General features: G+C 63.8%; 20 protein-coding genes and 1 pseudogene. 8 read left to right on the top strand and 13 right to left on the bottom strand.

Features of this window, described 5'->3' with window-relative positions; translation table 11 throughout:
- The first annotated feature begins 120 nt into the window (after positions 1–120).
- From AC0L14_RS15685 to AC0L14_RS15700, 4 genes are all read left to right on the top strand, one after another.
- Positions 121–2,283 (top strand): hypothetical protein, encoded by a 2,163-nt coding sequence (locus AC0L14_RS15685; protein ID WP_473750053.1) that lies wholly within the window; start codon positions 121–123, stop codon positions 2,281–2,283.
- Positions 2,280–3,710, top strand: coding sequence for a YeiH family protein (locus AC0L14_RS15690; protein ID WP_473750054.1), 1,431 nt, complete (start codon positions 2,280–2,282; stop codon positions 3,708–3,710). Before AC0L14_RS15685 ends, AC0L14_RS15690 begins: the two co-directional genes overlap by 4 nt.
- A 45-nt stretch (positions 3,711–3,755) precedes the next feature.
- Positions 3,756–4,469, top strand: a complete 714-nt coding sequence (locus AC0L14_RS15695; RefSeq protein WP_473750055.1) for a phosphoadenylyl-sulfate reductase — start codon at positions 3,756–3,758, stop codon at positions 4,467–4,469.
- Between the two features lie 169 nt (positions 4,470–4,638).
- Positions 4,639–7,878 carry a winged helix-turn-helix domain-containing protein gene (locus AC0L14_RS15700; protein WP_473750056.1) on the top strand — a complete coding sequence of 1,080 codons (3,240 nt, stop codon included), beginning with the start codon at positions 4,639–4,641 and terminating at the stop codon, positions 7,876–7,878.
- A gap of 60 nt (positions 7,879–7,938) precedes the next feature.
- Here AC0L14_RS15700 and AC0L14_RS15705 read toward each other — a convergent pair whose 3' ends face one another.
- From AC0L14_RS15705 to AC0L14_RS15755, 11 genes are all read right to left on the bottom strand, one after another.
- Positions 7,939–8,574 (bottom strand): LysE/ArgO family amino acid transporter, encoded by a 636-nt coding sequence (locus AC0L14_RS15705; RefSeq protein WP_473750057.1) that lies wholly within the window; start codon positions 8,572–8,574, stop codon positions 7,939–7,941.
- A 353-nt stretch (positions 8,575–8,927) separates the two neighbouring features.
- Entirely contained in the window at positions 8,928–9,947 is a 1,020-nt protein-coding gene (locus AC0L14_RS15710; RefSeq protein ID WP_473527479.1) for an isopenicillin N synthase family dioxygenase, read from the bottom strand.
- Positions 9,948–10,159: 212 nt separating this feature from the next.
- Complete coding sequence (locus AC0L14_RS15715) at positions 10,160–10,855, bottom strand: SDR family NAD(P)-dependent oxidoreductase (protein WP_473527480.1); 696 nt, start codon at positions 10,853–10,855, stop codon at positions 10,160–10,162.
- 90 nt (positions 10,856–10,945) lie between these two features.
- Positions 10,946–11,155 (bottom strand): GFA family protein, encoded by a 210-nt coding sequence (locus AC0L14_RS15720; protein ID WP_473527481.1) that lies wholly within the window; start codon positions 11,153–11,155, stop codon positions 10,946–10,948.
- Positions 11,156–11,200: 45 nt separating this feature from the next.
- Positions 11,201–11,455 (bottom strand): hypothetical protein, encoded by a 255-nt coding sequence (locus AC0L14_RS15725; protein ID WP_473486116.1) that lies wholly within the window; start codon positions 11,453–11,455, stop codon positions 11,201–11,203.
- A gap of 482 nt (positions 11,456–11,937) precedes the next feature.
- Positions 11,938–12,318, bottom strand: coding sequence for a hypothetical protein (locus AC0L14_RS15730; protein ID WP_473527482.1), 381 nt, complete (start codon positions 12,316–12,318; stop codon positions 11,938–11,940).
- 148 nt (positions 12,319–12,466) lie between these two features.
- A complete protein-coding gene (locus AC0L14_RS15735) occupies positions 12,467–15,148 on the bottom strand; it encodes an ATP-binding protein (RefSeq protein ID WP_473527483.1) in 2,682 nt (893 codons plus the stop codon).
- Positions 15,149–15,206: 58 nt separating this feature from the next.
- On the bottom strand, positions 15,207–15,503 hold the full coding sequence (locus AC0L14_RS15740; RefSeq protein ID WP_473527484.1) for a TOBE domain-containing protein: 297 nt from the start codon (positions 15,501–15,503) through the stop codon (positions 15,207–15,209).
- Positions 15,496–16,077, bottom strand: a complete 582-nt coding sequence (locus tag AC0L14_RS15745) for a DUF1349 domain-containing protein (RefSeq protein ID WP_473750058.1) — start codon at positions 16,075–16,077, stop codon at positions 15,496–15,498. The genes AC0L14_RS15740 and AC0L14_RS15745 overlap by 8 nt, the downstream gene beginning before the upstream one ends.
- A 100-nt stretch (positions 16,078–16,177) precedes the next feature.
- On the bottom strand, positions 16,178–17,695 hold the full coding sequence (locus tag AC0L14_RS15750; protein WP_473750059.1) for a S10 family peptidase: 1,518 nt from the start codon (positions 17,693–17,695) through the stop codon (positions 16,178–16,180).
- Positions 17,696–17,797: 102 nt separating this feature from the next.
- Positions 17,798–18,895 carry a lactonase family protein gene (locus tag AC0L14_RS15755; protein WP_473527486.1) on the bottom strand — a complete coding sequence of 366 codons (1,098 nt, stop codon included), beginning with the start codon at positions 18,893–18,895 and terminating at the stop codon, positions 17,798–17,800.
- A gap of 169 nt (positions 18,896–19,064) precedes the next feature.
- Between AC0L14_RS15755 and AC0L14_RS15760 the strand changes: the two are divergent.
- The 3 genes and pseudogenes from AC0L14_RS15760 to AC0L14_RS15770 form a co-directional block, all read left to right on the top strand.
- Positions 19,065–19,151: pseudogene (locus AC0L14_RS15760) on the top strand (amine oxidase); the annotation flags it as partial.
- Positions 19,152–19,154: 3 nt separating this feature from the next.
- Positions 19,155–20,315, top strand: coding sequence for a CaiB/BaiF CoA transferase family protein (locus tag AC0L14_RS15765; RefSeq protein WP_473636470.1), 1,161 nt, complete (start codon positions 19,155–19,157; stop codon positions 20,313–20,315).
- Positions 20,316–20,335: 20 nt separating this feature from the next.
- Positions 20,336–21,472, top strand: a complete 1,137-nt coding sequence (locus AC0L14_RS15770; protein ID WP_473750095.1) for an extracellular solute-binding protein — start codon at positions 20,336–20,338, stop codon at positions 21,470–21,472.
- 169 nt (positions 21,473–21,641) lie between these two features.
- On the opposite strand, the gene AC0L14_RS15775 is transcribed toward AC0L14_RS15770, so the two are convergent.
- A complete protein-coding gene (locus AC0L14_RS15775; RefSeq protein WP_473750060.1) occupies positions 21,642–22,478 on the bottom strand; it encodes an amidohydrolase family protein in 837 nt (278 codons plus the stop codon).
- A 55-nt stretch (positions 22,479–22,533) separates the two neighbouring features.
- Positions 22,534–23,322: an IclR family transcriptional regulator gene (locus AC0L14_RS15780; RefSeq protein WP_473750061.1), complete on the bottom strand. Its 789-nt coding sequence runs from the start codon at positions 23,320–23,322 to the stop codon at positions 22,534–22,536.
- A 234-nt stretch (positions 23,323–23,556) separates the two neighbouring features.
- Here AC0L14_RS15780 and AC0L14_RS15785 point away from each other — a divergent pair, with 234 nt between their 5' ends.
- Complete coding sequence (locus tag AC0L14_RS15785) at positions 23,557–24,669, top strand: mandelate racemase/muconate lactonizing enzyme family protein (protein WP_473486126.1); 1,113 nt, start codon at positions 23,557–23,559, stop codon at positions 24,667–24,669.
- Positions 24,670–24,679: the final 10 nt, after the last annotated feature.

Raw genomic sequence — 24,679 nt, forward strand, 5'->3', positions numbered from 1 at the left:
CGATGCTCGGCGAGCCGGTCACGCCGAATGCCGTAAGCGATCCGTAAGCGGGCGTGTTCGAAACGTTGCACCATGAGTGGCAGGCGTCACCAAGCGCTTGCCACTGCCGGAGACCTCGCGATGCGAACAGGCAGTGCAGTGGCCGCAACAGGTTTCGTCGGGACACATCAGACCCGGCGATGGTTCGTACCGTCGGGTTTTTCTTCTCGCCGGACGCTGTCGACGGCAGCGGTGATAATTCTCAGCCTGCTGCCGGCTTCGGGGATCGCTGGAGATCAGACCCCCGATTGGCGCCTGAACGCTCGAATCGTCGCCGTCGGGCTGCCCGACGTGGCCGGCGTGCGCGAGGTGGGCCGCTTTCATGTCGGCGGGCCGATACCGGGAAATCCGGAATTCCTTATGGCGACGCGCGAAGGGCGGGTGCTCGATCCGCTCAGGGTTCTCGTCGCCGCGGGCAGCAATTTCGGCGCACCACCGGGCGATCCGGCGCTTGAGGCCGGGGCGATCCTGTCCATCGATCCGCGCGCGGGCAAGTCTGGTGGCACCATTGTCGTACCGCAAGACCTCACCGGCAACGACGGAGATGCGCGAGTTCAGCTCTACACCGCGCAGAGCGAACGGTTCCTCAACCGGCAGTACAATGCCGGAGCCCGAACCGCGCGCCTCGCAGCCGCATCCGGACCGCGATATATTTCGATCAACAACGCCTTCGGAAGGCCCTGGATCGCTAACGCGCCTGGCGGGATTAATGGCGAGGGCAGCGTCACGGTCGTCGACCCCGATGGTGCGCCACTCGCCAACGCGCCAAGCCGCGAGGCCGGCGGCGTGTTCGCCGGCCGGCATACCGATCGCGAGCAGATGCCGAAAGCACAGCCCAGCGGCTGGCTTGGCAAGCTGTTGAATTATCAGGCAAGCGGCCAGCTGACATCGGGCGGAATGCAGAGGGGCGCGCTCGGAACGGCGTTTCTCGGTCCGTCGCCGGACGGCAGCGGCTTTGCTGTGTTCGCCGCCGTCACCGCGGATGGTGGCGTGGTTCAAATCCATGTCCAGGACGGCGTCGACGGCTTGGCCGGACCCGGCACGGTAAGCACCGGCCTTGGCACGGTAAGCGCCGGCCACGACATCGGCGACGATCCCGGCGTCATCGGCATCGCCTTCAAGTGGAACCCGAACCGCGTCCTCTACATCGCCGATCCGGGCCGTGACCGGCTGGTGCTGCTTGAACTGGAAGACGACCGCCGGCATTTCACGGTCGCCAGGGCCCGCACGATCTCGCTGCCGGAATTCGACCATCCGGTCGACGTTGCCGCCGCCATTCCCGAAATCGCCAATCCGCAGTTCTCGAGCCACACGACGCTGGCCGGCGGGTCCGATTTGTTCGTCGCCAACCGCGGCGACGGCTCATTGCTGCGCGTGAGCCAGGACGGCCGGCTTCTCGCCCGCGCGACGATCGAGGTTCCAGGGCTCGGCCCTTTGGGAGCCGATCGCCTTCGCGCGATCGCGACGTCGGCGGACGCACAGCATATCTGGATAACGATTGGCGGCGAGGTTCCGGGATTTCCGGGCCACGAAGGGGCGCTCGTCGAGGTTGGGGACTTCGACGAGCACGGCGCGGCGGCAGCGACGCAGGAGACACAGAGCGCTGCCGCCGACGCCAATCTTGCGGCGCGCGGAAAACAGGTGTTTCAAACCGACTTCACGCCGCAGACCGGCCTCGGCCCATTGTTCAATGCAACATCCTGCGTGGCCTGCCATCCCGGCCCCGGCGGCGCGAGCATTGATGAAAGCCTCTTTGCGCGCAGGATAGCCCGTATGGACCCGGGCTCTGGGCGAATGGTTCCGATCGATCATCCCAACAGCCCGGTCGCCCGACGCCATGCCTTGCGCGATGGCATGAGGATGGTGTCGGCGGCGATGCCAAGTCAGGCCAATGTGATTTCGCTGCGCATGCCGCTCGCTCTCTATGGTATCGCCAGGATCGACGAGATACCCGACAGCGTCATCGAAGCGCAGGCGGTCAGCAAGGGCGACGGCATCAAAGGCCGCGCGCATCATGTCGTCGATGCCCAAGGCGCATCGCGGGTCGGCCGATACGGCTGGAAGGCTGACATCGCCACCCTCGAAGACATGGTGGCGAACGCTTTCGCAAACGAACTCGGCGTCACCAGCGCGACTGTCGGCCGCGAGGCGGGCGCGCAGCCGATCGAAGACGATTCTGCACAGATCGACGCGGTCGCCTCCTATCTGCGAGCGCTCCGCCTGCCCGATGGGGCAAAGCCATGAGCCTCGCCTTGACGCTCTCCCATGCGCCGGAAAAAGTGCGCCCGGTCTTGCCTGGCGTCATCGTTGCTGCCGCACTTGCCCTTGCGGCCGGCTGGATCGCCGGCGGACTGGGCGAGCCGCTGTCACGCAACCCGGTCCTCGTCGCCATGCTCTTCGGACTGCTGATCGGCAGCAGCTTCGCCTGTCCGGACGCCTTGCGCCCGGGGCTCGACTTCACCAAGCGCTATCTGCTGCGGCTCGCCGTGGTGCTGGTCGGCTTCCGTATCACGACGCGGCTGTTCCTGGATCTGGGGTTCATGCCGCTCGCGGTGGCGGCCGTCGAACTGATCCTGGTGCTGACGCTGCTCTACGCCATTGCGCGCAAGCTGTTCAGGCTCGACGCCGAGATCGCGCTGCTTGTCGCGGTCGGCAGCGCCGTCTGCGGCGCCGCGGCGATCCTCTCCATGGCCGCGCTCGTGCGTGCACGCGACCAGAGCGCCGGCATCGCCATCGCCTTGATCACGCTGAGCGGCACCGTGGCGTTGCTCGCCTATCCGGTCATGTTCCTGAGCGGATGGCTGCCGCATCTCGACGACCGCCTCTATGGCGTGTTCGTCGGGGCGAGCATTTTCGAACTGGCGCAGGTCTACGGCGCCTCCTTCGCCGTTTCCGATGACGCGCTGAACACCGCCACACTGGTCAAGCTCAGCAAGGTGCTGATGCTCGTCCCGCTTCTGCTGGTCGCCAGCCTGGTCGTTCGCAGCCGTAACAAGGCGCAAGAGGCCACGCCGATCCCGTTCCCATGGTTCATCGTGGCGTTCATCGGCGTGGTGATGCTCAATTCGGGGATCACCCTCAATCCGCAACTGCGCCGCGTCATCCTCGATGCCGACCAGTTCCTGTTCCTCATGGTGATGGTCGCGCTCGGCATCACCACCGGGGTCGGCCGGCTCGGAGAGGCCGGCGGCGCCTGGCGCCTGATCGGCGTGGGTTTCGTCGGGGTGGCTCTGTCGGCGGCCCTGGCTTATGGCGCGCTGATCCCCTTCTCGGCGACCTTCCGGGCCGCATCGCCTTCATCGAGCCAGAGCGCGATGCTTGGCAACCATGGCGGACGGCTTTTCGCCTCGATCGGCTGCGCCAAATGCCATGTGCCGGCGCTGGAGGGCATCAACGGCGAGGTCCGGCTCTATTCCGACCTTTTGCTGCACGACATGGGGCCGGCGCTCGACGACAAGATCGTCCAGGGCGATGCGATCGGCGCCGAATGGCGGACCGCCCCGCTCGTCGGCATCCGCCTGCGCCAACGCTACCTGCACGACGGCCGCGCGACCACCCTGCGCGATGCCGTCTTCGCCCATGGCGGCACGGCGCAGATCGTGCGCGACCGCTTCTTCGACCTGGGCGAGACCGACCGCCAGGCGATTCTCGATTTCGTGGCGAAGCTATGATGCGGCTTTGTCACGCCACCACCGTTTTTGACCGGCCGAACCGCCATGTATGAATCCGTCATCGCAAAGCTGAACCATCTCGACGGGCCCGACCTGCTGGCGCCGCTCGTCACCGACCTGTTTTGTGGAAACATAGCGCTGGTGTCCTCGTTCGGCGCGGAATCCGCGGTGCTGCTGCATATGGCGGCCTCGGTCGACCGTTCGCTTCCTGTCATCACGCTCGATACCGGAAAGCTGTTTTCGGAAACGATCGCCTATCGCGCGCAGCTGACGGCTCTGCTCGGCCTCACCGATCTGCGCATCGTCACACCTCCGGCGGATCTCTTGCGGGTGCTCGACGGCGCTGGAGCGCTGCACCGCCGCGATCCGGACCGATGCTGCCACATCCGCAAGGTTCTGCCGCTCGAAAATGCCCTGACTGGTTTCAAGGCCTGGATTTCCGGTCGCAAGCGATATCATGGCGGGCTTCGCGCGGATGTTTCGACGCTCGAGGAAACTGACGGACGCCTGAAGATCGACCCGCTTGCCCGCTTCACCCGCCAGCAGATCGAGGCCTATCTCGATTGCTATAATCTCCCCCGGCATCCGCTCCTCGAAAAAGGCTATCTCTCGATCGGCTGCGCCCCCTGCACGGTCGCGTGCGGCAGCGCGGACAATCCGCGGGTGGGCCGCTGGAGCGGATTGTCGAAGATCGAGTGCGGGATCCATCGGTCGCCCGCCGGCGCTCCCTCACACAATTCGGTCTCCTCCGCGTCCTGATTTCGCGATCGCGCAGGCATCCAGTCGGCGCCTAGAATCGGCCGTTGCCGCTTCACTGCGAAGCCACTACGAATTGTCGCATGATTGCGCTACCCTAAGGTCAATCTGGGCGGCGGGACGGTCATGGCGGCACGACCGACGCTCGATGATTGGTCGAGCGGGAGCCCCCATGACCCCCCTAGACGCCGTTGAAGCCGATGCGAAGCGCCCGCTCTCGGGCACAGGCCGGATCGCCAAACTGGCGGCGCCGCGCAGCGCCAGGATATTGAGGCGGAACCGCGTTCTCGAAGCGATCGACCTGAAATCGCGATCAACCATATGCTGGGTGGCCGCGCCGGCCGGCTACGGCAAGACGACGGCGGTCATCGACTATCTCGAAAGCATCGAGGCACCGCATGTGTGGTTCCGCATCGACGAGGGCGACCAGGATATTGCGCGCTTCTTTCAATATCTGGCGCAGTCACTCGCCTCGGCCGCGGACATGCCGGTGTTCGGCGTGGAGTATGCCGAGCAGCCGAAGGAGTTCGCCAGGCGCTTCTTCAGGGCTTATTTCGCGCGGTTGAAGCCCGGCACCATTCTGGTCCTGGACGATTTGCAGGACGCCGACACGCTCGAATTCCGGGCGGTGCTTTCCGTGATGTTCCGTGAGCTTCCTGACACGGTTCGCTGCATCTGCGTCTCGCGCACGCTGCCCCAGGACGAATTGGGCGACCTCGTTCTCAAGGGTCAAATGGCCGTCGTCGACCGGTGGGCGCTCGAATTCTCGACATCGGAAGCACGCGATTTCGTCAAGCTGCGTTCGAGGAACGGCGCCGTTTCAGTCGATGTCGAAGCGGCGCGCGGCTGGGCGATCGGGCTGGTTCTCCTCGCTGACCACGGTTCGGCGGTCGGACCTGACGACACGAACGGGACAGCACCCGGCGGGCAGAACGCGCTGTCGGACGTTCTCGGCCGTCATTTCTTCCTTTCCCTCCCCGCCGCCGACCAGGACATGCTGCTGAAACTCAATCTGCTGCCCGAAATCAGCGCCGAGCTGGCGGACGTTATGATCGGGTCGGGCGAAGCGGGAAAGCTGCTCGACAGGCTCTACAAGCGACAGTTGCTGGTCACGCGAACGGAAAACAGCCGCGGCGTCTTCCACCTGCACGACCTCTTGCGGGACTTCCTCGACCGACGCTTCGCGCAGCGTGTGCCGATTGAAGAGCAGAAGTCGCTCAAACAATGGGCGGCAAAGGTCCTCGCGGACGCCGGTCGTTATGACGAAGCCATACACCTCGCCTTGCAGGCAGAGGACTGGGACCGGTCGAGCGGACTCATGCTGGGCCGGGCGGAGGCCGTGCTGGCGCAGGGACATCGGACAACCTTCATCGAATGGGTCGGCCGGTTGCCGGAAGCTTTCATGAATGGCTGGCATTTCTATTGGCTGGGCGTGGCCCACATGCCGGACGACGCGGCGGCAGAGCACTGGCTGTCGAAGGCATGGCACGCCTTTGGCGAGGCCGACGATCAGCGCGGGCTTTGTCTTACGGTGTCGCGCGCGGTGCTGGTCAAGACGGACAGTTGGCGCACCTACGAGGGTCTTTCGGTCTGGACTCGCCGGGCGTTCGAAATCATCGAGCGCGGCCTGCCGGAACTGCCTCCCGAGGAAGCGATGCTGGTGCGCATCGGTATGGTGCGGGCGCTGAACTTCGGCGACGACTACTATGGCAACAGCCCGGCCGGACAAGCGCTGGAAACCGAACTCCTGCAGCGGTTGACCCGGAATCCCGAGCAGGATCCGAGCGGCTTGCGGCTGCTTGCCAGCGAATCCCTGATCGAGCATTCGGTATCGATCATGCGGGCCGATTTGTTCACGAAGGCCGTCGACAGCGTCGTTGACGATTTGAGCGACAAGGAGATGCTGCCTTGGGTCCTCGGCATGTGGCTGGTCGAGTTTGGCGCCAAGAGCGGCCGTTATTTTCCCTACAAGAGACGGGGTTTTCCCTATCCTTCGGCCGAAGCGGCGTTGCGGGAGGCGATCGCCATCGGCGAGCGCGAATCGCTCAAGGGCGTGGAGTTCGGTGGCCTCTATCACCTTCAGATGCAGATGAAGTTCCGCAACGATTTTGCCGAGTTCCAGCAGGTGGTTGAGCGCCTGGCCGAGATCGCTGACAGCCGTTTCAGCACGCAAGTCGCCGTCGTCGCCAATTGCTTCGCTACGCTTCATGCCAGGCAAGGCGATTTCGCGGCCGCCTATCAGGATTGCGAGCGTTTCATGGCGGCGAGCGAGGCCGCCAACGAGCCGATGGTCGAGCGCTGGGCACACTATATCACGAAGTTCCAGGTGCTGCTCGCCGACAGGAAGCCGCGCGAAGCCGCCACGTTTCTTGACGATTTGCTGCCGCGGCTGGACGGCGGCGCCCGCAAACGTACCGAGATATGCATTCTGGCAGCGGCCGCGCTGGAGAGCCTGTGGGACGGCGATCCGCACTATGGCGATCGGCTGAAGCTCTTCATGGAGGCGCTCCGCGACATCAGCTGGCCAATGGTGCTCCTTAACGTTCCGGAGTTGCTCGCCGAACTGCTTGGCGATGCACTTGAGCGCGGCATCGAGCCCAAGCTTTGCCGGTCGCTGATCGGGGAACGCCGGCTGGACGTGCCGCAGCGGCGGCCCGCGGCCTGGCCATGGCCGCTCAAGGTCCACGTTCTCGGAGGCTTTCGGCTCGAACTAGACGGAAACCCTCTCCCTCTCGGCGCCAAGCCACCGACGAAGGCTCTCGACATACTGCGGGTACTGGCGATCTCGAAAGACAACACATGCTCGATGGAGACCCTTCAGGACTGGCTGTGGCCCGACCTCGACGGCGACCAGGCGCGGGCGGCCTGCGAGCAAGCGCTGCATCGGCTGCGCAAGCTGCTCGGGCGGATCGACCTCATCGTTCAGCGCGAAGGCAAGCTTCGGCTCGCATCGGACAAGGTCTGGGTCGACCTCGCCGACTGGCATGCACGGCTCAAGGCCATCACGACAACCAATGGCCGGCCGTCGGGACTGCGCCTGGAAGCGGAAGCGCTCTTCCTTGCATTCCCCGGTCCGCTGTTTCTGCACGAGCGAGCCAGCTTCTGGTCGCTCGCCGCCGCCGAAAAAGTGCGTCGCGATCTGATCGATCTCGCCTTGCGGATCGGCCAGCGGCTGGAGGCGACCAACGCCCATGAAGCGCGCTCAATTTATCTGAGGACGTTGGACCTCTATCCGGATGCCGGACCCGTCTGCAAGGCGCTGATCAAGGAGCGGCTGTCGCGCCGTGATTTCGAAGGTGCGGTCGACGACTATGCGCGCTACGAACGGGCGCTGCGTGTTGCCGGAGAAGCGGCGCCCGCTGCGGAAATACGCGCCTTGGTCGACCCCCATCTTGTGCGACACACGCGCTGAAGACGATGTGTTGCGCTGTCTGGCGAAACACCGGGCTATCCTCGATCTGGCGGTCATAACTCAAGCTCCGTTCAGGATGTTTGCGGCCAGGAGAATGGCTGCCAGGATCAGAACGAGACCGGCGATCGCGTCCATCCGCCTGCGGTAGATCGGGCGGTCGAAGCGGCGGGACAGGCTCACCCCGGCCAGGCTCCAGCCATAGAACTTGATCGCGGAAGCCGCGAGGAACCCGGCTGCGAACCCCGCCTGTTCCTCGCTGCCGTAGCTGAACGAGAGAACGCCGACGAGAAACATCGCCTCGAGCCAAACCAGAGGATTGAGCCAGGTGACGGCAAGCATCGAACCGATCGCCCGAGATCGGGACTTGCCGCCTGTCGTGGCAGCTGCCGTCCTGCGTTTGCGGCTGATGTTGAGCAAGGTGCGCGCGCCCCACCAGGCGAGGAATACGGCGCATACCGCCTGCAGGACACCGGAGATTGCGGGATGGTGCGTCAGCAGCGTCCCAAGCCCGCCGATTCCCATGGTCACCAAAGCGATTTCCGAGAGGTAACCGGTGGAAGCGACCGCAAAGGGGTGGCTGCGCGTCAGTCCCGTCTGGATCAGCATGAGGTTCTGGGGGCCGAGGGAAAAGATAAGCCCGAGGCCGAACACGAAGCCGGACACCGCTGCCGGCGACAACAGGGCGTCGGCTGTCATGTGACGCCACCCGGCTTTTTCGGTCGCGCACCCTTCGGCATCTGCCGCCTCCCACGCGACACAGTTTGGAAGGCAGGCGCATATGGATCGCTTACGGCAAAGCCGGCAGTCTCAGTTCATGGTTCGACGACCACAGCTGATTTGCCGAAATCGCACGAAAAAAATGGCCGGGCTCGAATACGGCCCGGCCAAAAGAAGGTTACAACCTTCAGAGGGGAACGCCGTTCAGCGGAATGGGAGGAAACCGTCGAACGGTCTTACCTGTTTGAGCTTGTTTGGGCGTGTTGGCGACGAACAAAATTCCAAAAGCCGGCGGGATAACGAAAATTCCCGTTCTATTTGCTCAGGCGTCTTCAGACAGGTGACGCCCTCGTCTCAAGGAGATCGGCATAGTGCCGGCGCGCCACGTCAGGATGCGAGCGCAAGCGACTTTTCAGGACGTTGGTTCCGACATCGCGAAACAGCGGATTGTCCGGATCGCTCGCCGGTCCGCGAGCCTCGGCAGCCAGTTCTTCAGGCAGGGTGAGCAACGGGATCGTCGCATCGAGCCGGGCGCTGAAGAAGAACGGAACGGAAATCCGCTCGACACCGGCCGGCGGCGTGACGACACGGTGGACCGTCGCCCTGAGATAACCATTCGATGCCAGTTCGAGGAGCTCGCCGATGTTGACCACCAGCGTTCCGGGGATGGGATCCACATTCACCCAGCTTCCGTCATATTCGACCTGCAGCCCCTTATTGTCGTCCTGAAGCAGGAGCGTCAGGAAACCGCCGTCCTTGTGTGCGCCGACGCCCTGGTCGCCGCCGGTTGCACCGCGTCCGGGATAACGCACGATCTTCATGCGGTGGTTGGGCTCACCGCTATAGATCGGATCGAAAGCGTCCTCGGCCTGGTCGAGCGACAGCGCGAAAGCCTTCAGCAGGCGGATCGCCACCGCCGTCGCCCTGGTCTGCCATGCCAGCAGTGCCGGCTTGAGTTCCGGCAGGACCGAAGGCCACTGGTTCGGCCCTTGCAGCCGCGTCCAGGCAGGAATGCCCGGCCCCTGTGGTATGGGTCGACGCTCGACGCCGATGTCGAGCTGTTCGCGCCAATCGGCCTTGCCCTTGGTCAGTTCGCCACCGGTGCGCGTGTAGCCGCGGAATTGCGGGGACTTGACCATTTCGATGGCCAGCTTGTCGGCTTCCGGCAAGGCAAAGAACCGGCGCGAGGCGTCGAGCACCTCGTCGACCTCCACAGTCGAAATTCCGTGGCCGCTGAGATAGAAGAAGCCGACATCGCGGGCCGCCGTGCGCAGGTCGAACAGAAAGGTCCGACGCTCCGACGCGCCCTGTTCGAGACGGCTGAGATCGAGCACGGGTACAATCCTGGCCATGGTCAACCTCCTCCTGCCTCAGGCTTGGATCAGGCCTCTACGGTGACACGCAGGTCGTTGCGATCAAAGCAACGCTCGATCCAATCTCAATGCCAATGGAAGAAAGTCAGCGCTGCGTTTGGCGGCCGGCAGGCAAATAACGTCCGCACGGATGTTCCACGGCACGAAGGCATCATGACAACCATATGGACGAATTGCAGTCCGGCCGAGACTCAGAAATTTTCGACCCATGGCCTGAGTTCGAGCTCCCAAGTCCAGGCGCTGCGGTGCTGCCGGTGGATTGCGAGATAGGTTTCGGCGATCGCGTCCGGAGACAGCCGGCGATCCTGCCGGTCGGGTTCGCCGGCCTGTCCGGGCTCGTTCGCCGCGATCACACCGTCGATGATGAAATGCGCGACATGGATGTTTTTCGGCGCAAGTTCGCGGGCCATGGATTGGGCCAGTCCGCGCAGGCCGAACTTTGGCATGGCAAAGCCGGCCGAACCCGGAAACCCTTTGACGCTGGCGGTGGCGCCGGTGAACAGGATCGAGCCGGAGCCGCGGGAAAGCAACCGGCGCGCGGCCTGCTGGCCGACCAGGAACCCGCCATAGGCGCCGACCAGTAATGCCTGTCTGACCGCTTCGGGTTCGAGGTCGGCGATCGGTCCGCGGGCGCGGCCGCTGGCGTTGAAAACCACAAGCGACAGCGGACCGGCCTTGTCGGCGACGTCGAACAGGTTTTCGACCGACGCAACATCGGCAACGTCCGTCTCGACCGCCAGCGCGCCCGTCTCGTCAACCAGCGCGCTCAGCTTGCCGACGTCGCGGGCAGCCAGGACCACGCGAAAGCCCTCCTTGGCGAGAAGACGTGCAAGCGAGGCGCTCAGCCCCGGCCCTGCTCCAGCGATAATTGCCACGTCCGATGTCATGGAGCTTCTCCTTTACGGATTCTGGTGTGGTACGGATTCTAGTGCGGCGATTCAGGTCCTACCACTCGTGTTTCTGAGGTAGACCATCGGTCAGATCGTAAAAATCGGATTTCGAGCCGACATACATTTGTCCGCCGAGACGAAGGCCGGTCGGCCGATCAAGGGTCGACTTGCAGCCCGCCATGACGGCAAAGTTGCCGCTTGGTGCGCGCACATTGAGCAATGCCAGGCGATCGGCTGAGCAAGCTCGCCTGCAATCTCGTAGCGCACGCCGCCGCAGAGACAACGTCCCGTCGCCATCCGGTCCTCCGTGATCCGCCGCAATCGAGTAGTGCGGTTGGATTGTTATGACATCGAGGGTTTCGGCGCCAGCACAGCCGCTGGTGTGGTGAATGGCCCCTGCGTAGCGAAAAGGACAATGCCCGCATCGCGCACGAGGTCGATGCGGACCGCTTCTTCAAACTGATGTCCGATCTGCTGCGGGATTAGGGCGAATTCGAACGGCACCCTCCTGATCTTGCGTGGATCGCAGAGGGGCGGCGCTACCGACTTGAAGGATCGGTGCGCGCACCCGCCGACGGCGCGCGATTTCGACGCCATCGGCGGCTTCCTGTGCCTCACCCCACTGCCCTCTTCCTTCGGATCAGGAAGGCGTGAATGATCTTGGGAAAGTCTTCCACGCTGCGAGCCCAACTCTATGCGTGCCGGCGGGTACGCAAATCGGTGCCATCACCCATTTTTGGGCGGCCGGTTTCCCAGTTTTCGCGGGCGTGTTCTTGCTTTTGCGGGAATTACCTACTTTTCGTGCGGTTCCAGGCGATAGGCGCCCGTCGGGAACGACGCGTTTTTGTATGCAGCGGTATCGCCATGCAGTCCGCGGTGGCTCCGATGCCCACGGCGCTTATGAAACCGAGCAGGATGATGGAAATGCAGCAAACAGCGTTGATCGCGAGCGCCGTCACCATCTGCCAGTCCCGCACCGCTACGAGGGTGTAGGCGACAATGGAAAGATACGATGCGGCGAAAAGGCTCCAGGTCCAATAAGAGACCGCAGTCGCACCGAGCGGCCGCCCATTACCGGCTCACCGGTCGAGAGCATCCTGGATCGATGCTTGTTCCATCGGATCGGCCATCGGAGTGGCAGCGGGCTCGCTCACGAGAACCGTGGCGCCGTCTCGCATAATCTCGAAATCGAGAGATGGCTGGCCGACGGCTTGAGGCAAGGAGATCACCATGTTTTGCCCCGGTCCGAGCGTGGAGACGAACCGCATCGGCTGCGCATCGGCCCCTGAAGCCAGGGTCGCAACGACCCGGTAGCCGTCCTGCTCGACCGTGTAGTAGACGACGCCTTTGACGTGGCCGAAATGGATGCTGTGGCCGTTCCCCGGCGCAAGTTCCGAAGCCGCGGCCACGATCGTGGTGGCGAGCAAGACCGTCGCAAATGCGGTAGAATATCTGATCATTGCTATTCTCTCCGATTGGCGAGCTCATGGACTGCTTCGCAGTCTGTTCCAAACTCACAAGCGCAACCTATGCGCGGGGGCATTCGCGCACATCGGTACGGTCACCTAGTTTCCCGGCAGCTGATCTCCTAGTTTTTCACGGGCTTGCCTAGTTTTCACGGACTTGCAGCGCAACTGCCGACGGCAAAAGCCAGGGCTCGCCGCGAAGGCGGAGCAGAATTTCCATCCGGTTTGCTGCGTTGAATTTGCCGAGCACGGCGGAGACCTGGTGCTCGATTGTCCGCGGCGAGCGCGACAGACGCCGTGCCGCCTCCTTGTTGCCCAAACCTTGAGCGATCATTGTGAGTACCTGTTGTTCTTGCCTCGTCAGGCCCAGTGGATGCTGCCTAGCCACGGTGTACGGCCCCCGGCGCTGCTTCGGCAGCTGATTGGCAGCTCCGATGCGCTGCGCCAGCTTTCGCGCCAGCGCTGCCGCGGGGCGCGCTTCGACGCCCTCGAATGTAGCCACGGCGCGAGCCAGCGCCGCGCCGGCATCGGTTCCGCGGACCTGCATGAGGGCGAGCGCTGACTCATAGGGAAGACCCAGGCGGGACCATTCTGCCGAGGCCGCCGTCGGGTCGCCGCGGAGTTCCAATGCTTGCGGCAAAGGAATAATGCGGCCGGCCGGCACCGGCAGCGATCCCGCCATTCCGCAGCGCTGCCACCAGACTGCCAGTTCACCGACGTCCCAGGGACGGAAATTGTCGAGGTCCATTTCGGTGAGGGCCGTCAGCTGCTCGTGACCGGCGCCGGGCTCCTCGGCAAGCCAGGCGGCCTCGGCCAGCGCCAAGCGAACCGGTATGACGCGTTGAGCCTCGCCGGTCGTCAGACCCTCCTGGAGCGCCTGCTCCAGCAGGGCCGCGCCACTGGGTTCACCCAGCCGGATCCGCGCCCTGCCGAGTTCCGTCAGAGCCGGCAGGTGCATCACCATCGGCAGGCGTTCCAGATTCATGACGCCTTGGGCAATCGTCTCGGCCTCGCGAAAGCGGCCCTGCTCGGTACGAAGCTGTGCCTGCCGGCCGAGCAGGTATTGCGCAGCCGAATCGAGGTCGTGCCTGGCGCAAAACGCAATCCCTTCCGCGAGCAGCCGTTCGGCCAAGGCGAAGTCCTTGGCCACTACCGCGCATTCGGCGAAGTTCGTATAGGCTCGCGACGCATGGTCGTGAAACCCGTGATCGAGCGCCAGGGTAAGGCTTTCCTCCAACCGCTCACGCCCGCCCGGGCGGTCGGCGAACATCAGCGCTGTGCCGACATTGTTCAGGGCGTGGACGCGTGTCTCGACCTCACCCAACCGGTCCGCCAGGCTGATCGCGCGCTCGCCCCATTCGATCGCCTCGTTGAAGCGATAATGCAGCATGTGTAGCTGCGAGCGCGTGCTGTAGGCCATCGCCAGTTCCGGCCCAGGCGGCAGGTTCTCCACTTCACGCACTGCCTGATCCGCGTAGTCTTCCGCCTCCTGACCCTCTCCGCGGCGCCAGTGGAGACGCGACAGCCAGCGCAGATTGGCCCCGACCTTGTCGATGCGCCCAAGCTCCCGCCAGATCGCAATGGCGCGATGCCGCGCCTCGATGATTTCATCGTAGACGAACAGTGACAGGCCCGCCTCGTAGGCCCAGTCTTCACAAAGCTGGGCAGCCAGCGCCGACGGAGCCTCTGAAACGTATCGGAGTGCGGTCGCCAGATGTGAAGCCGCCTCTCTATGCGCGCCCAGACGCGCGGCCTGCTCGGCGGCCTGCGGCGCGAGCTCCAGGACGCGTTCGCCGTTGTCGGCGCCGCCGGCATGGTGTACCCGTCGCGACAGTAGAGCGCTTGCCTGCGCCGCCGGAAGTTCGGAGAGTGCCGCTTCGACTTTCGCATGCAGTGACCGTTGGAGAGACGGAGCGAGGCGGTCGAGCGTCGCTTCCCTGGCAAGCTCGTGGCGAAACGTCAGCGCGCCTTGAACATCCCGCCGCAGCAATCCCCGTCCCACGCACTGATCCACGAGAACTTCGGTCTCGTCCCCGAGAAGTGCCCGGATCAGCCACGGCTCAACGCTGCCCGGCATGATGCTCATGACCTCCAGCACCTCGCGCTCTCCTGGGGTCAGGCGCGACAAGCGCGACCAGACCGCATCGCGTATGGAATCGGGCACGCGCCCCGATTCGATCTCACTGCTAGACAGGAGTTCGGTGACGAAGAAGGGATTGCCCTCGGTAATGCGATAAAGCCCGTCGGCGGAGCGGCCGGCCCGCTCGGCCAGCACCGTCACCGCCTGGGAAGACAGCGGTTCCAGGGTCACGCGGCTCACCGAGGCGGACGGAAGGTCGCCGAGCACGTGGGTCAGAGGATGATCGGCACTTATCTCGTCTCTGCGCATGCTGAGCACCAGCATCGTGCGAAGCAGGGAGACGCGGCGACCGAGGTATCTTACCAGGTCAAGTGTCGCATTGTCGGCCCATTGCATGTCCTCGAAGACGAGCACGGTCGTGCTCTTGGTGTGCTGAAGCGCATTCAACAACGCCGGAAAAAGCCGCTCCGGCGCCGCGGTCTCCTCGAGCAGCTCCGCCACGCGGGGGTCTAGCAGGTGCGCCATGTCCTGAAGAGGACCGAGCGGGCGCGGTGTGAAGAGCGCCTCGCACCAGCCCCACAGCATCCGGTAATTCCTGTCCGCGTTTTCAGCGAATTCGCGCAGGAGGGAAGTCTTGCCGACGCCCGCTTCGCCGTCCACCAGCACGGTCCCGCCGTGTCCGGCCGCAGCTCTCTCGGCGCTAGCCAACAAAGTTCCAAGCGGCCCCTCTCGCTCAAGCAGCATAAAAGCTCACGCCTCCTTAACCTTGAAGGTACAGCAGTAAGCCTCGAGTGCAACAACGTCATTTCACGCGGATTGATTGGAATGACGGCTTTCGTCTATTTCGTCTTCGATCGCATCGTGGATGGCTGCCGACGGCGCGAACGCCGTCGGATAGGCAGATAGTGTAGAAAGACCTGCTGCCGATGAAGATGACATCCTCGACCCGTCCCACCGCCGATTGCGTGGTGTCGTTGTCCCGGTTGAAGCGGAAGGATTCCGGTCGGATTGAGACGATCACCTTGCCGCCTATTCGCCTGTCGGAACGATGCTGCTGTGAAAGCGGCGCCCCGATCCGGTGCCACGACGCATCAGTCATGGAGTTCCCTCGAGATCGCCGGGCCGACCGAAAAATCGCTGAATGTGACTTCGAAACCTTCACGTTGCGGCGAACAGCACATCATGCCGATATCGACTGTTTTCGAGGGCGGGAAGTAGGCGAGCCGCACCGGCTTCCAGTGATGGTCGGAGGCATCACGATACTGAACACGGATGGTCCCGGCATGGCGGGTCAGCCGGATCCTGACGCCGTCCGGACCAGCCGGGATGCTGACCAACGACCAGTCGGAAGCATCATTGGTGACGACGACGGAAAAATATGCCAGCCCGTCGGTGAACTCGATGCCGGCCTTGACCCAGTGCGTCTCGCTCAGCCGGACCATCAAACCGGCCTGATCATAGAGCACCTTGTAGTCCCCCTTGACGGTGACCTCGGCGCTGAAGTCGCCCTCGACCTGCCGGTAGAGGAAGTGGCCATTGTCGCGCCAGAAGCCATAAAACGTCTCGCGCCAGAAATCGGTCTCCTTGCCGGTCCGCACATGCACGGAGCTGTCGCCGAAAGCATGATGCGGTGGCGGGTTGAGCCAGGTCAGTTCTGCATTCTGAGATGTCATCGACTTGCTCGTCTCTCCAGTTCGCCTTGCCTTGTCCGTCGCTCATGCGAAGAGGCGGCTACGATCTCATCCAGATCATTTGTACCCGGCTTCAACCGTTTCATTTCGGCGCTTGGTAAAGCTCGGACGCGGCCTCTCTCAGCGCGCGCCGGCTGTCTGGCCTGAAATACATCATGTGGCCGCCTTCCAGCAGGTCGACGCGGATGGGCTTTGCGCCGGGAAGCGAAGGAACCTGGCCGACCAGGTAGCGTGACACCAGATAGGGTGTCACCAGGTCGGTGTAGCCGTTGACGATCAAAATGCCGAGGCCGGGATTTAGCACGCGAGCCTGCTGAAGGTCATCCATCACGCCGACATAGCCCTGTCGCGTCGGGCTCGTCCCGTAATCCCAATTGCCGCTGACTTCACGGTTGAGAAGCCGGTAGCTTAGATCGGTGCGGAATTTCAGTTCCTCCCTGATATAGCTGACAAAGGCGGATGTGAGCGCCGGCACACTTCGGTCGAGCACCGGATCAGGGCCGCGAGGCCTTGGGCTTTCCGGAGCGATGTCTGCGGTTTCGATCGTGCCGTCATAGGCGCTGAGGACATTGCCCCTTGCCCGCGCAAACTCCTTGGCGAAGAGGGCGGTGGGAATGCGCGCAAAGTTTCGTTTGACGAGTTCGAGCGGCAGGCCGGTGATTTCGGCAACGCGCGGGCTCGCCAGGCGCCCACCCTGTTCGAGCCCGCTGGCGAGCGCGACGAGGTAGTCGCCAAGCGCATAGCGTTCGACATCGGCCAACCGCTCCTGCAGTTCGGAACCGGTGACGCCTTCGCTGCGCAGGCGCACCGCCGCTAGCGACGGCAGTTCAAGCGCCCAATGGAGCGGCTGGAACTCGTCGGGCCGCACGAGTGTGAATTCGAGCGCCGGCGAGATGAGCACGATGCCGCGAGGACTGATGCCGATATCATCCTGAAGCGTCTTGGCAAGCAGTGCCGCCCGAAACCCACCATAGCTTTCGCCGGCCAGAAACACTGGCGACGCCGTGCGGCCCGCCTGCGCCAGATAGAGCCGGATGAAGGCGCCCATCGCGGCACCGTCTTGGTTGACGCCCCAGAAGCTGCGTGCCTCGGTTCCGGGTGCTTCGCGGCTGTAACCCGTTCCGACGGGGTCGACAAAGACCAGGTCGGTCATGTCGAGCCATGTGTTCGGGTTGTCCAAAAGCCGCTGCGGCGATGGGAGAAAACTTCCATTAGCCGCCGTCGCCATCACGCGTGGACCGAGCGCGCCGAGATGCAGATAGGCGGAAGCTGCTCCGGGACCACCGTTGAATACGAAAGTGATCGGGCGCTGGGGATCAGGTTCCCGGCTTGGCTCGGGACGCAGCGTGTAGGCGACATGAAAGATTTCCGCGGTGACGTCGCCCTTGCCGGATAGCAACGACAGCGTGCCGGCCCTTGCCTGATAGTTGAGCGTGCGTCCCGCGATGACGATCGAATGATCAGAGACCTGGGGCGGCGGAAGCAGCGACAGAACGCCGCCCGAAGGCGACGGCCGCTCGGCCACTTCCGCATGGCCGGCTGGAAGGCCGCCAACCAGCAGCAGCATAGCAAGGGTGATTTCTAGCAGCTTGGTACGCATGACGACTCCGCAGCGGAACGACTGGAAGCTACCACGCCGATGGCTCAGCCGAAATCACAGGACCGTGCACGCCCTCGCTGCTGGAAGGAGACAGCGTGACTTTCAACGCACGATCTTCACGCACATCGGCGTGCCGACATCGATGGATCGCCCGGTGTTGGCCAGCCGCCCCGTGGCCGCGTCGCGCGCGAAAATCGAGATGCGGTCGGCGTTCTGGTTGGCCGAGAAGAGATGGCCGCCCGAGGGCGTCAGTGCCAGATTGCGCGGCGTGGCGCCCCCGCACGGCGCATAGTCGACGAGCGCGAGCCTGCCAGTCTGCTGGTCGACAGAAAACACCGCAACGCTGTCATGGCCGCGGTTGGAACCGTAGAGGAAGCGGCCATCGGGCGAGATCTGGATGTCGGCGCAATGATTGCCGCCGCGCGCCTGCTCTGGGACCGCCGGCTTCGTGTCGATGACCGAGAGCCTTCCTGTCGTATCGTCGAGCGCAAGCGACGCCACCGTTGAATCCAGTTCGTTCATCACGAATACGAAGCGCCCGCCTGGGTGCAGCGCCACGTGACGTGGGCCGGCGCCGGGCGCAAGCACCGACTCCGCCAGCCTGGTCAGGCTGCCGTCACGCCCGATGCGGTACGAGACAAGCCGATCGATGCCGAGATCGGCGACGATCGCCACGCCGCCGGCAATCGTCTCGGTGACGCTGTGAGCATGGGAGCGTTCCTGACGAGCTGTATCGGGGCCTGTTCCGGCATGGGTAACGCTCGACAACGGCGCGGTCAGACCACCGTCCTCGCGCAGCCCATAGACGACGACCGAGCGATCGGGACCGCCTTCGCCGATGCCGTAATTGGCGACCAGCAGCTTCGTTCCGTCGCGCGTGATGGTGTTGTGCGCGGTGATGCTGCCAAGCGTCGGCTGCTTGTTGATGTAGGAAAGCGCGGCGGTTTGCCTGTCGAAGCGGTAGGCCGAGACCACGCCTTCGCGCCAGGTGAGCACCTCGGAATTGGCATAGACGTGGGAGCCGTCCGGCGTCACCGACAGAAAGGTCGGATTGTCGATGTCACCCGTCTCAGTCAGTTTCCTCGTCTCCAGCGTCTCTTCGTCGAAGCTGTAGACGCCGAGCCCGACGCCGCGCGCGCCCTGAAAATAAGGCGCCTCGCGGTTGAGACTGCCGACAAAGACCAGACAGGCATTCCGCATAAATCCTCCCTTGTTCCGCGGCGTTGGCCGCCGCGGATTCGCGCGAAATTTCGCCTGTTCACGCTTGCAAGGCAATCCCATATGTGAAAAGTTTATTCACAAAAGAAGACTGACGGGAGGATAGATCATGCAATTCGCTGTTCCACGGTTCGTCGGCACCGGTGATCGCGAAGGAGAGCTCGTGCTTTACTGCGAGCACCTGCAGACGGTGAAGTACCGCAATCCGGCCGATTTCGCCGGCAAGACGGAGAAATAGGCGATGGCTGCCATTGCCGAATTGCCGCTGACCGGGCTCGTCGTCGTCGACATGAGCCAGTTCCTGTCCGGGCCCTACTGCTCGCTGAGACTGCTCGATCTCGGCGCCCGCGTCATCAAGATCGAACGCCCGGATGGCGGTGACCTGTCGCGCCGGCTTTATCTCAGCGACACCGAGATCGGCGGCGACTCTACAATCTTCCACGCCATCAACCGCGCCAAGGAAAGCTTTGCCATCGACCTCAAGGACGAGGCCGACCTTGCGGCGCTGCGCGGCCTGCTGGCCAAGGCCGACGTGCTGATCCAGAATTTCCGGCCCGGCGTCATCGAGCGCCTGGGTCTCGACTACGAGGCGGTGCGCAAGATCAATCCGCGCCTGGTCTATGCCTCGATCAGCGGCTATGGCGAGGAAGGCCCCTGGGTCAAGCGGCCTGGGCAGGATCTGCTGGCGCAAGCCCGCTCCGGCGTGATGTGGCTGAACGGCGACGAGGACCAGGGGCCGGTGCCCTTCGGCCTGGCGATTGCAGACATGCTGGCGGGCTCCGCCGCCGCGCAAGGTATCCTTGCCGCACTGGTGCGGCGCGGCGTGACCGGTACGGGCAGCCATGTCGAGACCAGCCTGCTCGAAGCGCTGGTCGATTTCCAGTTCGAGGTGCTGACCACGCATCTCAATGACGGCCGCCGCCTGCCGCGGCGATCGGGGTTCCGCAGCGCCCATGCCTATCTGTCGGCGCCTTACGGCGTCTATCCGGCCAAGGACGGCTATCTCGCGATCGCGATGACGCCGATCCCGAAGCTGGCCGATCTTTTGGAGCTCGAAGCGCTTGCGCCCTATCGCGATCAGCCGTCGACCTGGTTCACCGCCCGCGACGAGATCAAGGCGATCATCGCGCAAAAAACCGCGACGAAGACGGTCGACGAATGGCTTGTCATCCTCGAGCCTGCCGACATCTGGTGCGCCAAGGTGCTGACCTGGCCGGAGATGATGGCCAGCGAGGGCTTCCAGGTGCTCGACATGCTGCAGACGGTGACGCGCGAGGATGACGTCTCGATCCTCACCACGCGCTCGCCGCTCAGGGTCGATGGTGTGCGCGCCAAAGTCGAGCGGGCCGCGCCGCGGATCGGCGAGCACAGCGCAATGATCCGCAAGGAATTCGGACTGTGAGCGAGGTGACGCTCAAAGGCATGACCTGGAGCCATCCACGCGGCTACGACCCGATGGTCGCTTGTTCGGGACTGTGGAAGCAACGGACCGGCGTCACTATCGAATGGGACAAGCGCTCACTGCAGGATTTCGAATCCTTCCCGGTCGAGGAACTGGCCCGTGCCTATGATTTGATCGTCATCGATCATCCGCATGTCGGCCAGATCACCGCCGAGAATTGTTTGGCGCCGCTCGATGTAGTTGGCCGCGAAGCGGAGCGCGCGGCGCTGGCGGCGGGCAGCGTCGGCCGGTCCTATCCGAGCTACAACTGGCAGGGCCGGCAGTGGGCGTTTCCGATCGACACGGCGAGCCAGGTGCAGGCGTGGCGGCCGGACATGCTTCCCGCCGCCCCGGCGAACTGGGCCGATGTGCTCGATCTGGCACGGCAAGGCCGCGTGCTGTTGCCGATGAGGCCGCCGCATTCGCTGATGGTGTTCTACACGCTTGCCGGCAATCTCGGCCGGCCCGCCGTCGAAGAGCCTGGCGCCCACGTAAATCCTGACACGGGCAGCCGCGGTTTCGAGATGATGCGCGAGGTCGCGGCTCTCGTCGATCCGGCCTGCCTCGGCATGGACCCGATCGACGTCCTGGAGCAAATGGCCAGCTCCGGCACACGGATCGCCTGCGCGCCGCTGATCTATGGCTATGTCTCCTATGCCATCGCCGGCTTTCGGAGCAGCCGCCTTGCCTTCGCGGACATTCCGGCTGCGGGCAATGCCGATCCGGTCGGCTCGGCGCTCGGCGGAACCGGCATTGCCGTGTCGGCCTTTTCGAAGGCGAAGCAGGCGGCAATCGACTTCGCCTACTGGATCGCCAGCGGCGAGGTGCAGCGCGGCCCCTATGCGTCGGCCGGCGGCCAGCCCGGCCATGCCGCAGCTTGGGACGATGCAGCCGTCAACGCAGCCGCCGGCAATTTCTACATCAATACCCGCGCCACAGTCGAGGGTGCCTGGGTCAGGCCACGCCATGATGGCTACATGGCATTCCAACAGGCTGCGTCCGATCGCATCAATCTCGGCCTGACCGAGAAGCACGATGCTGGCCGCGTCGTTGCCGATCTCAATCGCCTGTTTGTGGAGAGTTTCCCGGCACCCGGCGCTGCCGGTGGAGGATCCTGAAACCAACTAAATGGAGGAGAACATGAACAGTCTGATCCGCGGCAACCCACGCTGCTGATCGGCCTCGGCTTCCGGCTGTCGACCGCAGGCGGCAATCGAGCGCGGTGATCGTGCTACTGGTTTCGCTCCACGGCCGCGAGCGGGACGTGCGACGACGATCTGAGGCGGCTTACAAGCTCCACAGCCGCTTCGCGTTGGCGGACAGCAGCTTTGTCCGTTCGTCGACGCTTGCACCGGCAAGCAGCGCGTGCGTCGCCGCCACCCAGGTCGCAAGCCCGCCGCCAAGCGTGCAGACCGGCCAGTCACTGCCCCACACGACGCGGTCCCAGCCGAAGCATTCGATGGTGTGCTCCACATAGGAACGCAGCGTTTCGATAGTCCACGATCCAGTGTCCGCATAGGCGACCACACCGGAAATTTTGCCGACGACGTTCGGGCGGCGCGCAATCTCCGCCATATGCTCGCGCCAGGGATGCTCACTGCTGCCCTTGATGTCGGGCACGCCGCAATGGTCGAGCACGAACTGCACGTCCGGCGCGAGATCGGCGAGTGCAATCGCCTTGGGGATTTGGTGCGGCAGGACGACGAGGTCGAAGGTCAATTGCGTGCCGGCAAGCCGTTTGATGTTTTCGCGAAACAGCGCGCCTTCCGAAAGCTCGTCCGGCATGACGTGGAGCACACGGCGAAAACCCTTGACGAAGGGATCGGCGCGCTGGCGCTCGAGATAGGCGGCAAAGCCCGGCTCTTCCGGACGACAGGAGGCGATCGCCCCGCGCAGCAAACTGTCCTTCTGATGTGACAGCGCTTTCACATGGCTGGTTTCGGCCTCGATATCAGCCGGATCGACATCGACTTCCATATGCAACGCGCCCTCTATGCCGGCACGCCGGGCCTGGATTGCATATTCGTCGTAGGAAAAATCGCGGTTGAGCGCCGGCACGCCGGAGAGCCAGGGATAGCGCAGTGCCGACTGGTCGATCAGGTGCAGATGGGTATCGAAGATCATGACGGCGCTCTCCTCCTTCGGCGTTTCAAATCAAATCTTTCATTCAAATAAGAATTTACGTCACCTGCCTGACCGTTGATCCCGCCAGTTGCGACAGCTTTTCGGTCGCCGCCAGCAACAGCTCTATCGTCCTGGTGATATCGGGCGCCTTGGGTGCGTTGACCAGGGTTATGTAGGGGATCGACAGCGCGGCGATCGCCCTGCCGTCCGAGCCAAGCACGGGTGCCGACAGGTTGAAGACACCGGCGGTCTGCATCGACGCCATCATCTCATAGCCGCGTTCACGAATCTGGTCGAGGCGGGCGAAGAATTCCGGCGATTGAGGCGGCTTGTCGGTGCTGCGCAGATGTTCGGAGATCATCATCTGCCGCTCTTCCGGTGAGCGGAACGCCAGCAACACATGTCCGGAGCCGGTGTCGAACAGGCTGATATGGGAGCCAACACGAATCGAGATGCCCCAATAGTCCGGAGCTTCTTGCTGCGCGATAACCACGGCAGAACCGCGGTCGAAGACGACAAGCTGGTTTGCCTGCTGCGAGGTTTCGGCAAGTTCACGCATCAGCGGCGTCGCATAGGAGACCAGCCGCCGCACCGGCGCGTGCAACTGCGCCAGTCCAAACAGCTTGAGCGTCAGCGAATAACGATCACCGTCGGGCCGCGTGACGTAGCCGCGTCGCACCAGCCGGTCCAGCATACGGTAGAACTCGTTGGGGCTGCGGTCGAGCTTCTTGGCGATTTCCGCCTGCGTCAGGCCGCCGTCGACGCCGGCCAGAAGCTCGAGGATGTCGAGCCCCTTGTCGAGCGCCGGGGCGCGATAACGGTCCTCGTCCTCGTCCTCCGCCATAGCACTCCCCAGTGAATTTTGACATTCATATACGCACAATGGCTGTATCCGGAAAGAACTTTCAAACTTGACGACCCCGTAAATGTTTTGTTTGTATATGAATTAAGCCTGCAAATCGGGTCGGCGCGACGGGAACCGCTTAAGGCCAGGCGACCGGGTGAAAATGAGCCTGGACCTGTCGCCGGCCCATCTGTTTTCTGCCCGATACCGGCAAGACATTGCGAGGTTGACGTCATGGCAAAGATCGAAAAAGTCGAACTGCGCATGGTCGACCTGGTGCCGAAGGTCAAGCGCACCGATGCGATCCAGAGTTTCGTCAGCCAGGAGACACCGATCGTCACCATCACCGACACCGACGGCGCGGTCGGCACCGGCTACAGCTACACGATCGGCACCGGCGGCTCCTCGGTGATGCGGCTCCTGGCCGATCACCTCGCGCCGCGGCTGATCGGCCGCGACGCCGATATGATCGAGGCGATCTGGCACGAGCTCGAATTCGCCACCCACGCCACGACGATCGGCGCGATCACGGCAATCGCGCTCGCGGCCATCGATACGGCGCTGTGGGATCTCAGGGCGAAGAAGCAAAACCTGCCGCTGTGGAAGCTGGCCGGCGGCGCCAAGGACCGCTGTCCGCTCTACACGACCGAAGGCGGCTGGCTGCACATCGAGACCGAGGCGCTGGTCGAAGACGCGCTGGCCGCCAAGGCCAAGGGTTTTCGCGGCTCGAAGGTCAAGATCGGCAAGCCGCACGGCTCCGAGGATCTCGCCCGGCTGACCGCGGTGCGCCAGGCGGTCGGCTCATCCTACGAGATCATGACCGACTGCAACCAGGGCTTTTCGGTCGACGAGGCGATCCGCCGGGCGGAGCGGCTGCGCGATCTCGACCTCGCCTGGATCGAGGAACCGCTGCCGGCCGACGACATAGACGGCCATGTGCGGCTGTCGAATGCGACGTCGACGCCGATCGCCATTGGCGAGTCGCTCTACTCGATCCGGCACTTCCGCGAATATATGCAAAAAGGCGGCTGCTCGATCGTGCAGGTCGATGTCGGCCGCATCGGCGGCATCACGCCCTGGCTGAAGGTCGCGCATGCTGCCGAGGCGTTCGACATCCCGGTCTGCCCGCATTTCCTGATGGAACTGCATGTCAGCCTGACCTGCGCCATTCAGAACGGCCGATATGTCGAGTATATTCCCCAGCTTGACGAGTTGACCGGCAAGAAAATGCGCATCGAGAACGGGCACGCATTGGCGCCCGACGAGCCCGGCATCGGCATTGACTGGGATTGGGACGCGGTCAAGGCGAAGAGCATCGCGGAATTCACGACCGAAATAATGGAGTAGGGAGCCGGAA

Source organism: Mesorhizobium sp. WSM4841, from assembly GCF_055811515.1.

Coding starts and splice junctions, on each gene's coding strand:
- AC0L14_RS15700 (WP_473750056.1), top strand. CDS start 4,639: ATGACCCCCCTAGACGCCGTTGAAGCCGATGCGAAGCGCCCGCTCTCG.
- AC0L14_RS15705 (WP_473750057.1), bottom strand. CDS start 8,574: ATGACAGCCGACGCCCTGTTGTCGCCGGCAGCGGTGTCCGGCTTCGTG.
- AC0L14_RS15745 (WP_473750058.1), bottom strand. CDS start 16,077: ATGACATCTCAGAATGCAGAACTGACCTGGCTCAACCCGCCACCGCAT.
- AC0L14_RS15750 (WP_473750059.1), bottom strand. CDS start 17,695: ATGCGTACCAAGCTGCTAGAAATCACCCTTGCTATGCTGCTGCTGGTT.
- AC0L14_RS15720 (WP_473527481.1), bottom strand. CDS start 11,155: ATGGCGACGGGACGTTGTCTCTGCGGCGGCGTGCGCTACGAGATTGCA.
- AC0L14_RS15730 (WP_473527482.1), bottom strand. CDS start 12,318: ATGATCAGATATTCTACCGCATTTGCGACGGTCTTGCTCGCCACCACG.
- AC0L14_RS15770 (WP_473750095.1), top strand. CDS start 20,336: ATGACCTGGAGCCATCCACGCGGCTACGACCCGATGGTCGCTTGTTCG.
- AC0L14_RS15765 (WP_473636470.1), top strand. CDS start 19,155: ATGGCTGCCATTGCCGAATTGCCGCTGACCGGGCTCGTCGTCGTCGAC.
- AC0L14_RS15715 (WP_473527480.1), bottom strand. CDS start 10,855: ATGACATCGGACGTGGCAATTATCGCTGGAGCAGGGCCGGGGCTGAGC.
- AC0L14_RS15755 (WP_473527486.1), bottom strand. CDS start 18,895: ATGCGGAATGCCTGTCTGGTCTTTGTCGGCAGTCTCAACCGCGAGGCG.
- AC0L14_RS15775 (WP_473750060.1), bottom strand. CDS start 22,478: ATGATCTTCGATACCCATCTGCACCTGATCGACCAGTCGGCACTGCGC.
- AC0L14_RS15785 (WP_473486126.1), top strand. CDS start 23,557: ATGGCAAAGATCGAAAAAGTCGAACTGCGCATGGTCGACCTGGTGCCG.
- AC0L14_RS15780 (WP_473750061.1), bottom strand. CDS start 23,322: ATGGCGGAGGACGAGGACGAGGACCGTTATCGCGCCCCGGCGCTCGAC.
- AC0L14_RS15690 (WP_473750054.1), top strand. CDS start 2,280: ATGAGCCTCGCCTTGACGCTCTCCCATGCGCCGGAAAAAGTGCGCCCG.
- AC0L14_RS15740 (WP_473527484.1), bottom strand. CDS start 15,503: ATGACTGATGCGTCGTGGCACCGGATCGGGGCGCCGCTTTCACAGCAG.
- AC0L14_RS15710 (WP_473527479.1), bottom strand. CDS start 9,947: ATGGCCAGGATTGTACCCGTGCTCGATCTCAGCCGTCTCGAACAGGGC.
- AC0L14_RS15695 (WP_473750055.1), top strand. CDS start 3,756: ATGTATGAATCCGTCATCGCAAAGCTGAACCATCTCGACGGGCCCGAC.
- AC0L14_RS15735 (WP_473527483.1), bottom strand. CDS start 15,148: ATGCTGCTTGAGCGAGAGGGGCCGCTTGGAACTTTGTTGGCTAGCGCC.
- AC0L14_RS15685 (WP_473750053.1), top strand. CDS start 121: ATGCGAACAGGCAGTGCAGTGGCCGCAACAGGTTTCGTCGGGACACAT.
- AC0L14_RS15725 (WP_473486116.1), bottom strand. CDS start 11,455: ATGGCGTCGAAATCGCGCGCCGTCGGCGGGTGCGCGCACCGATCCTTC.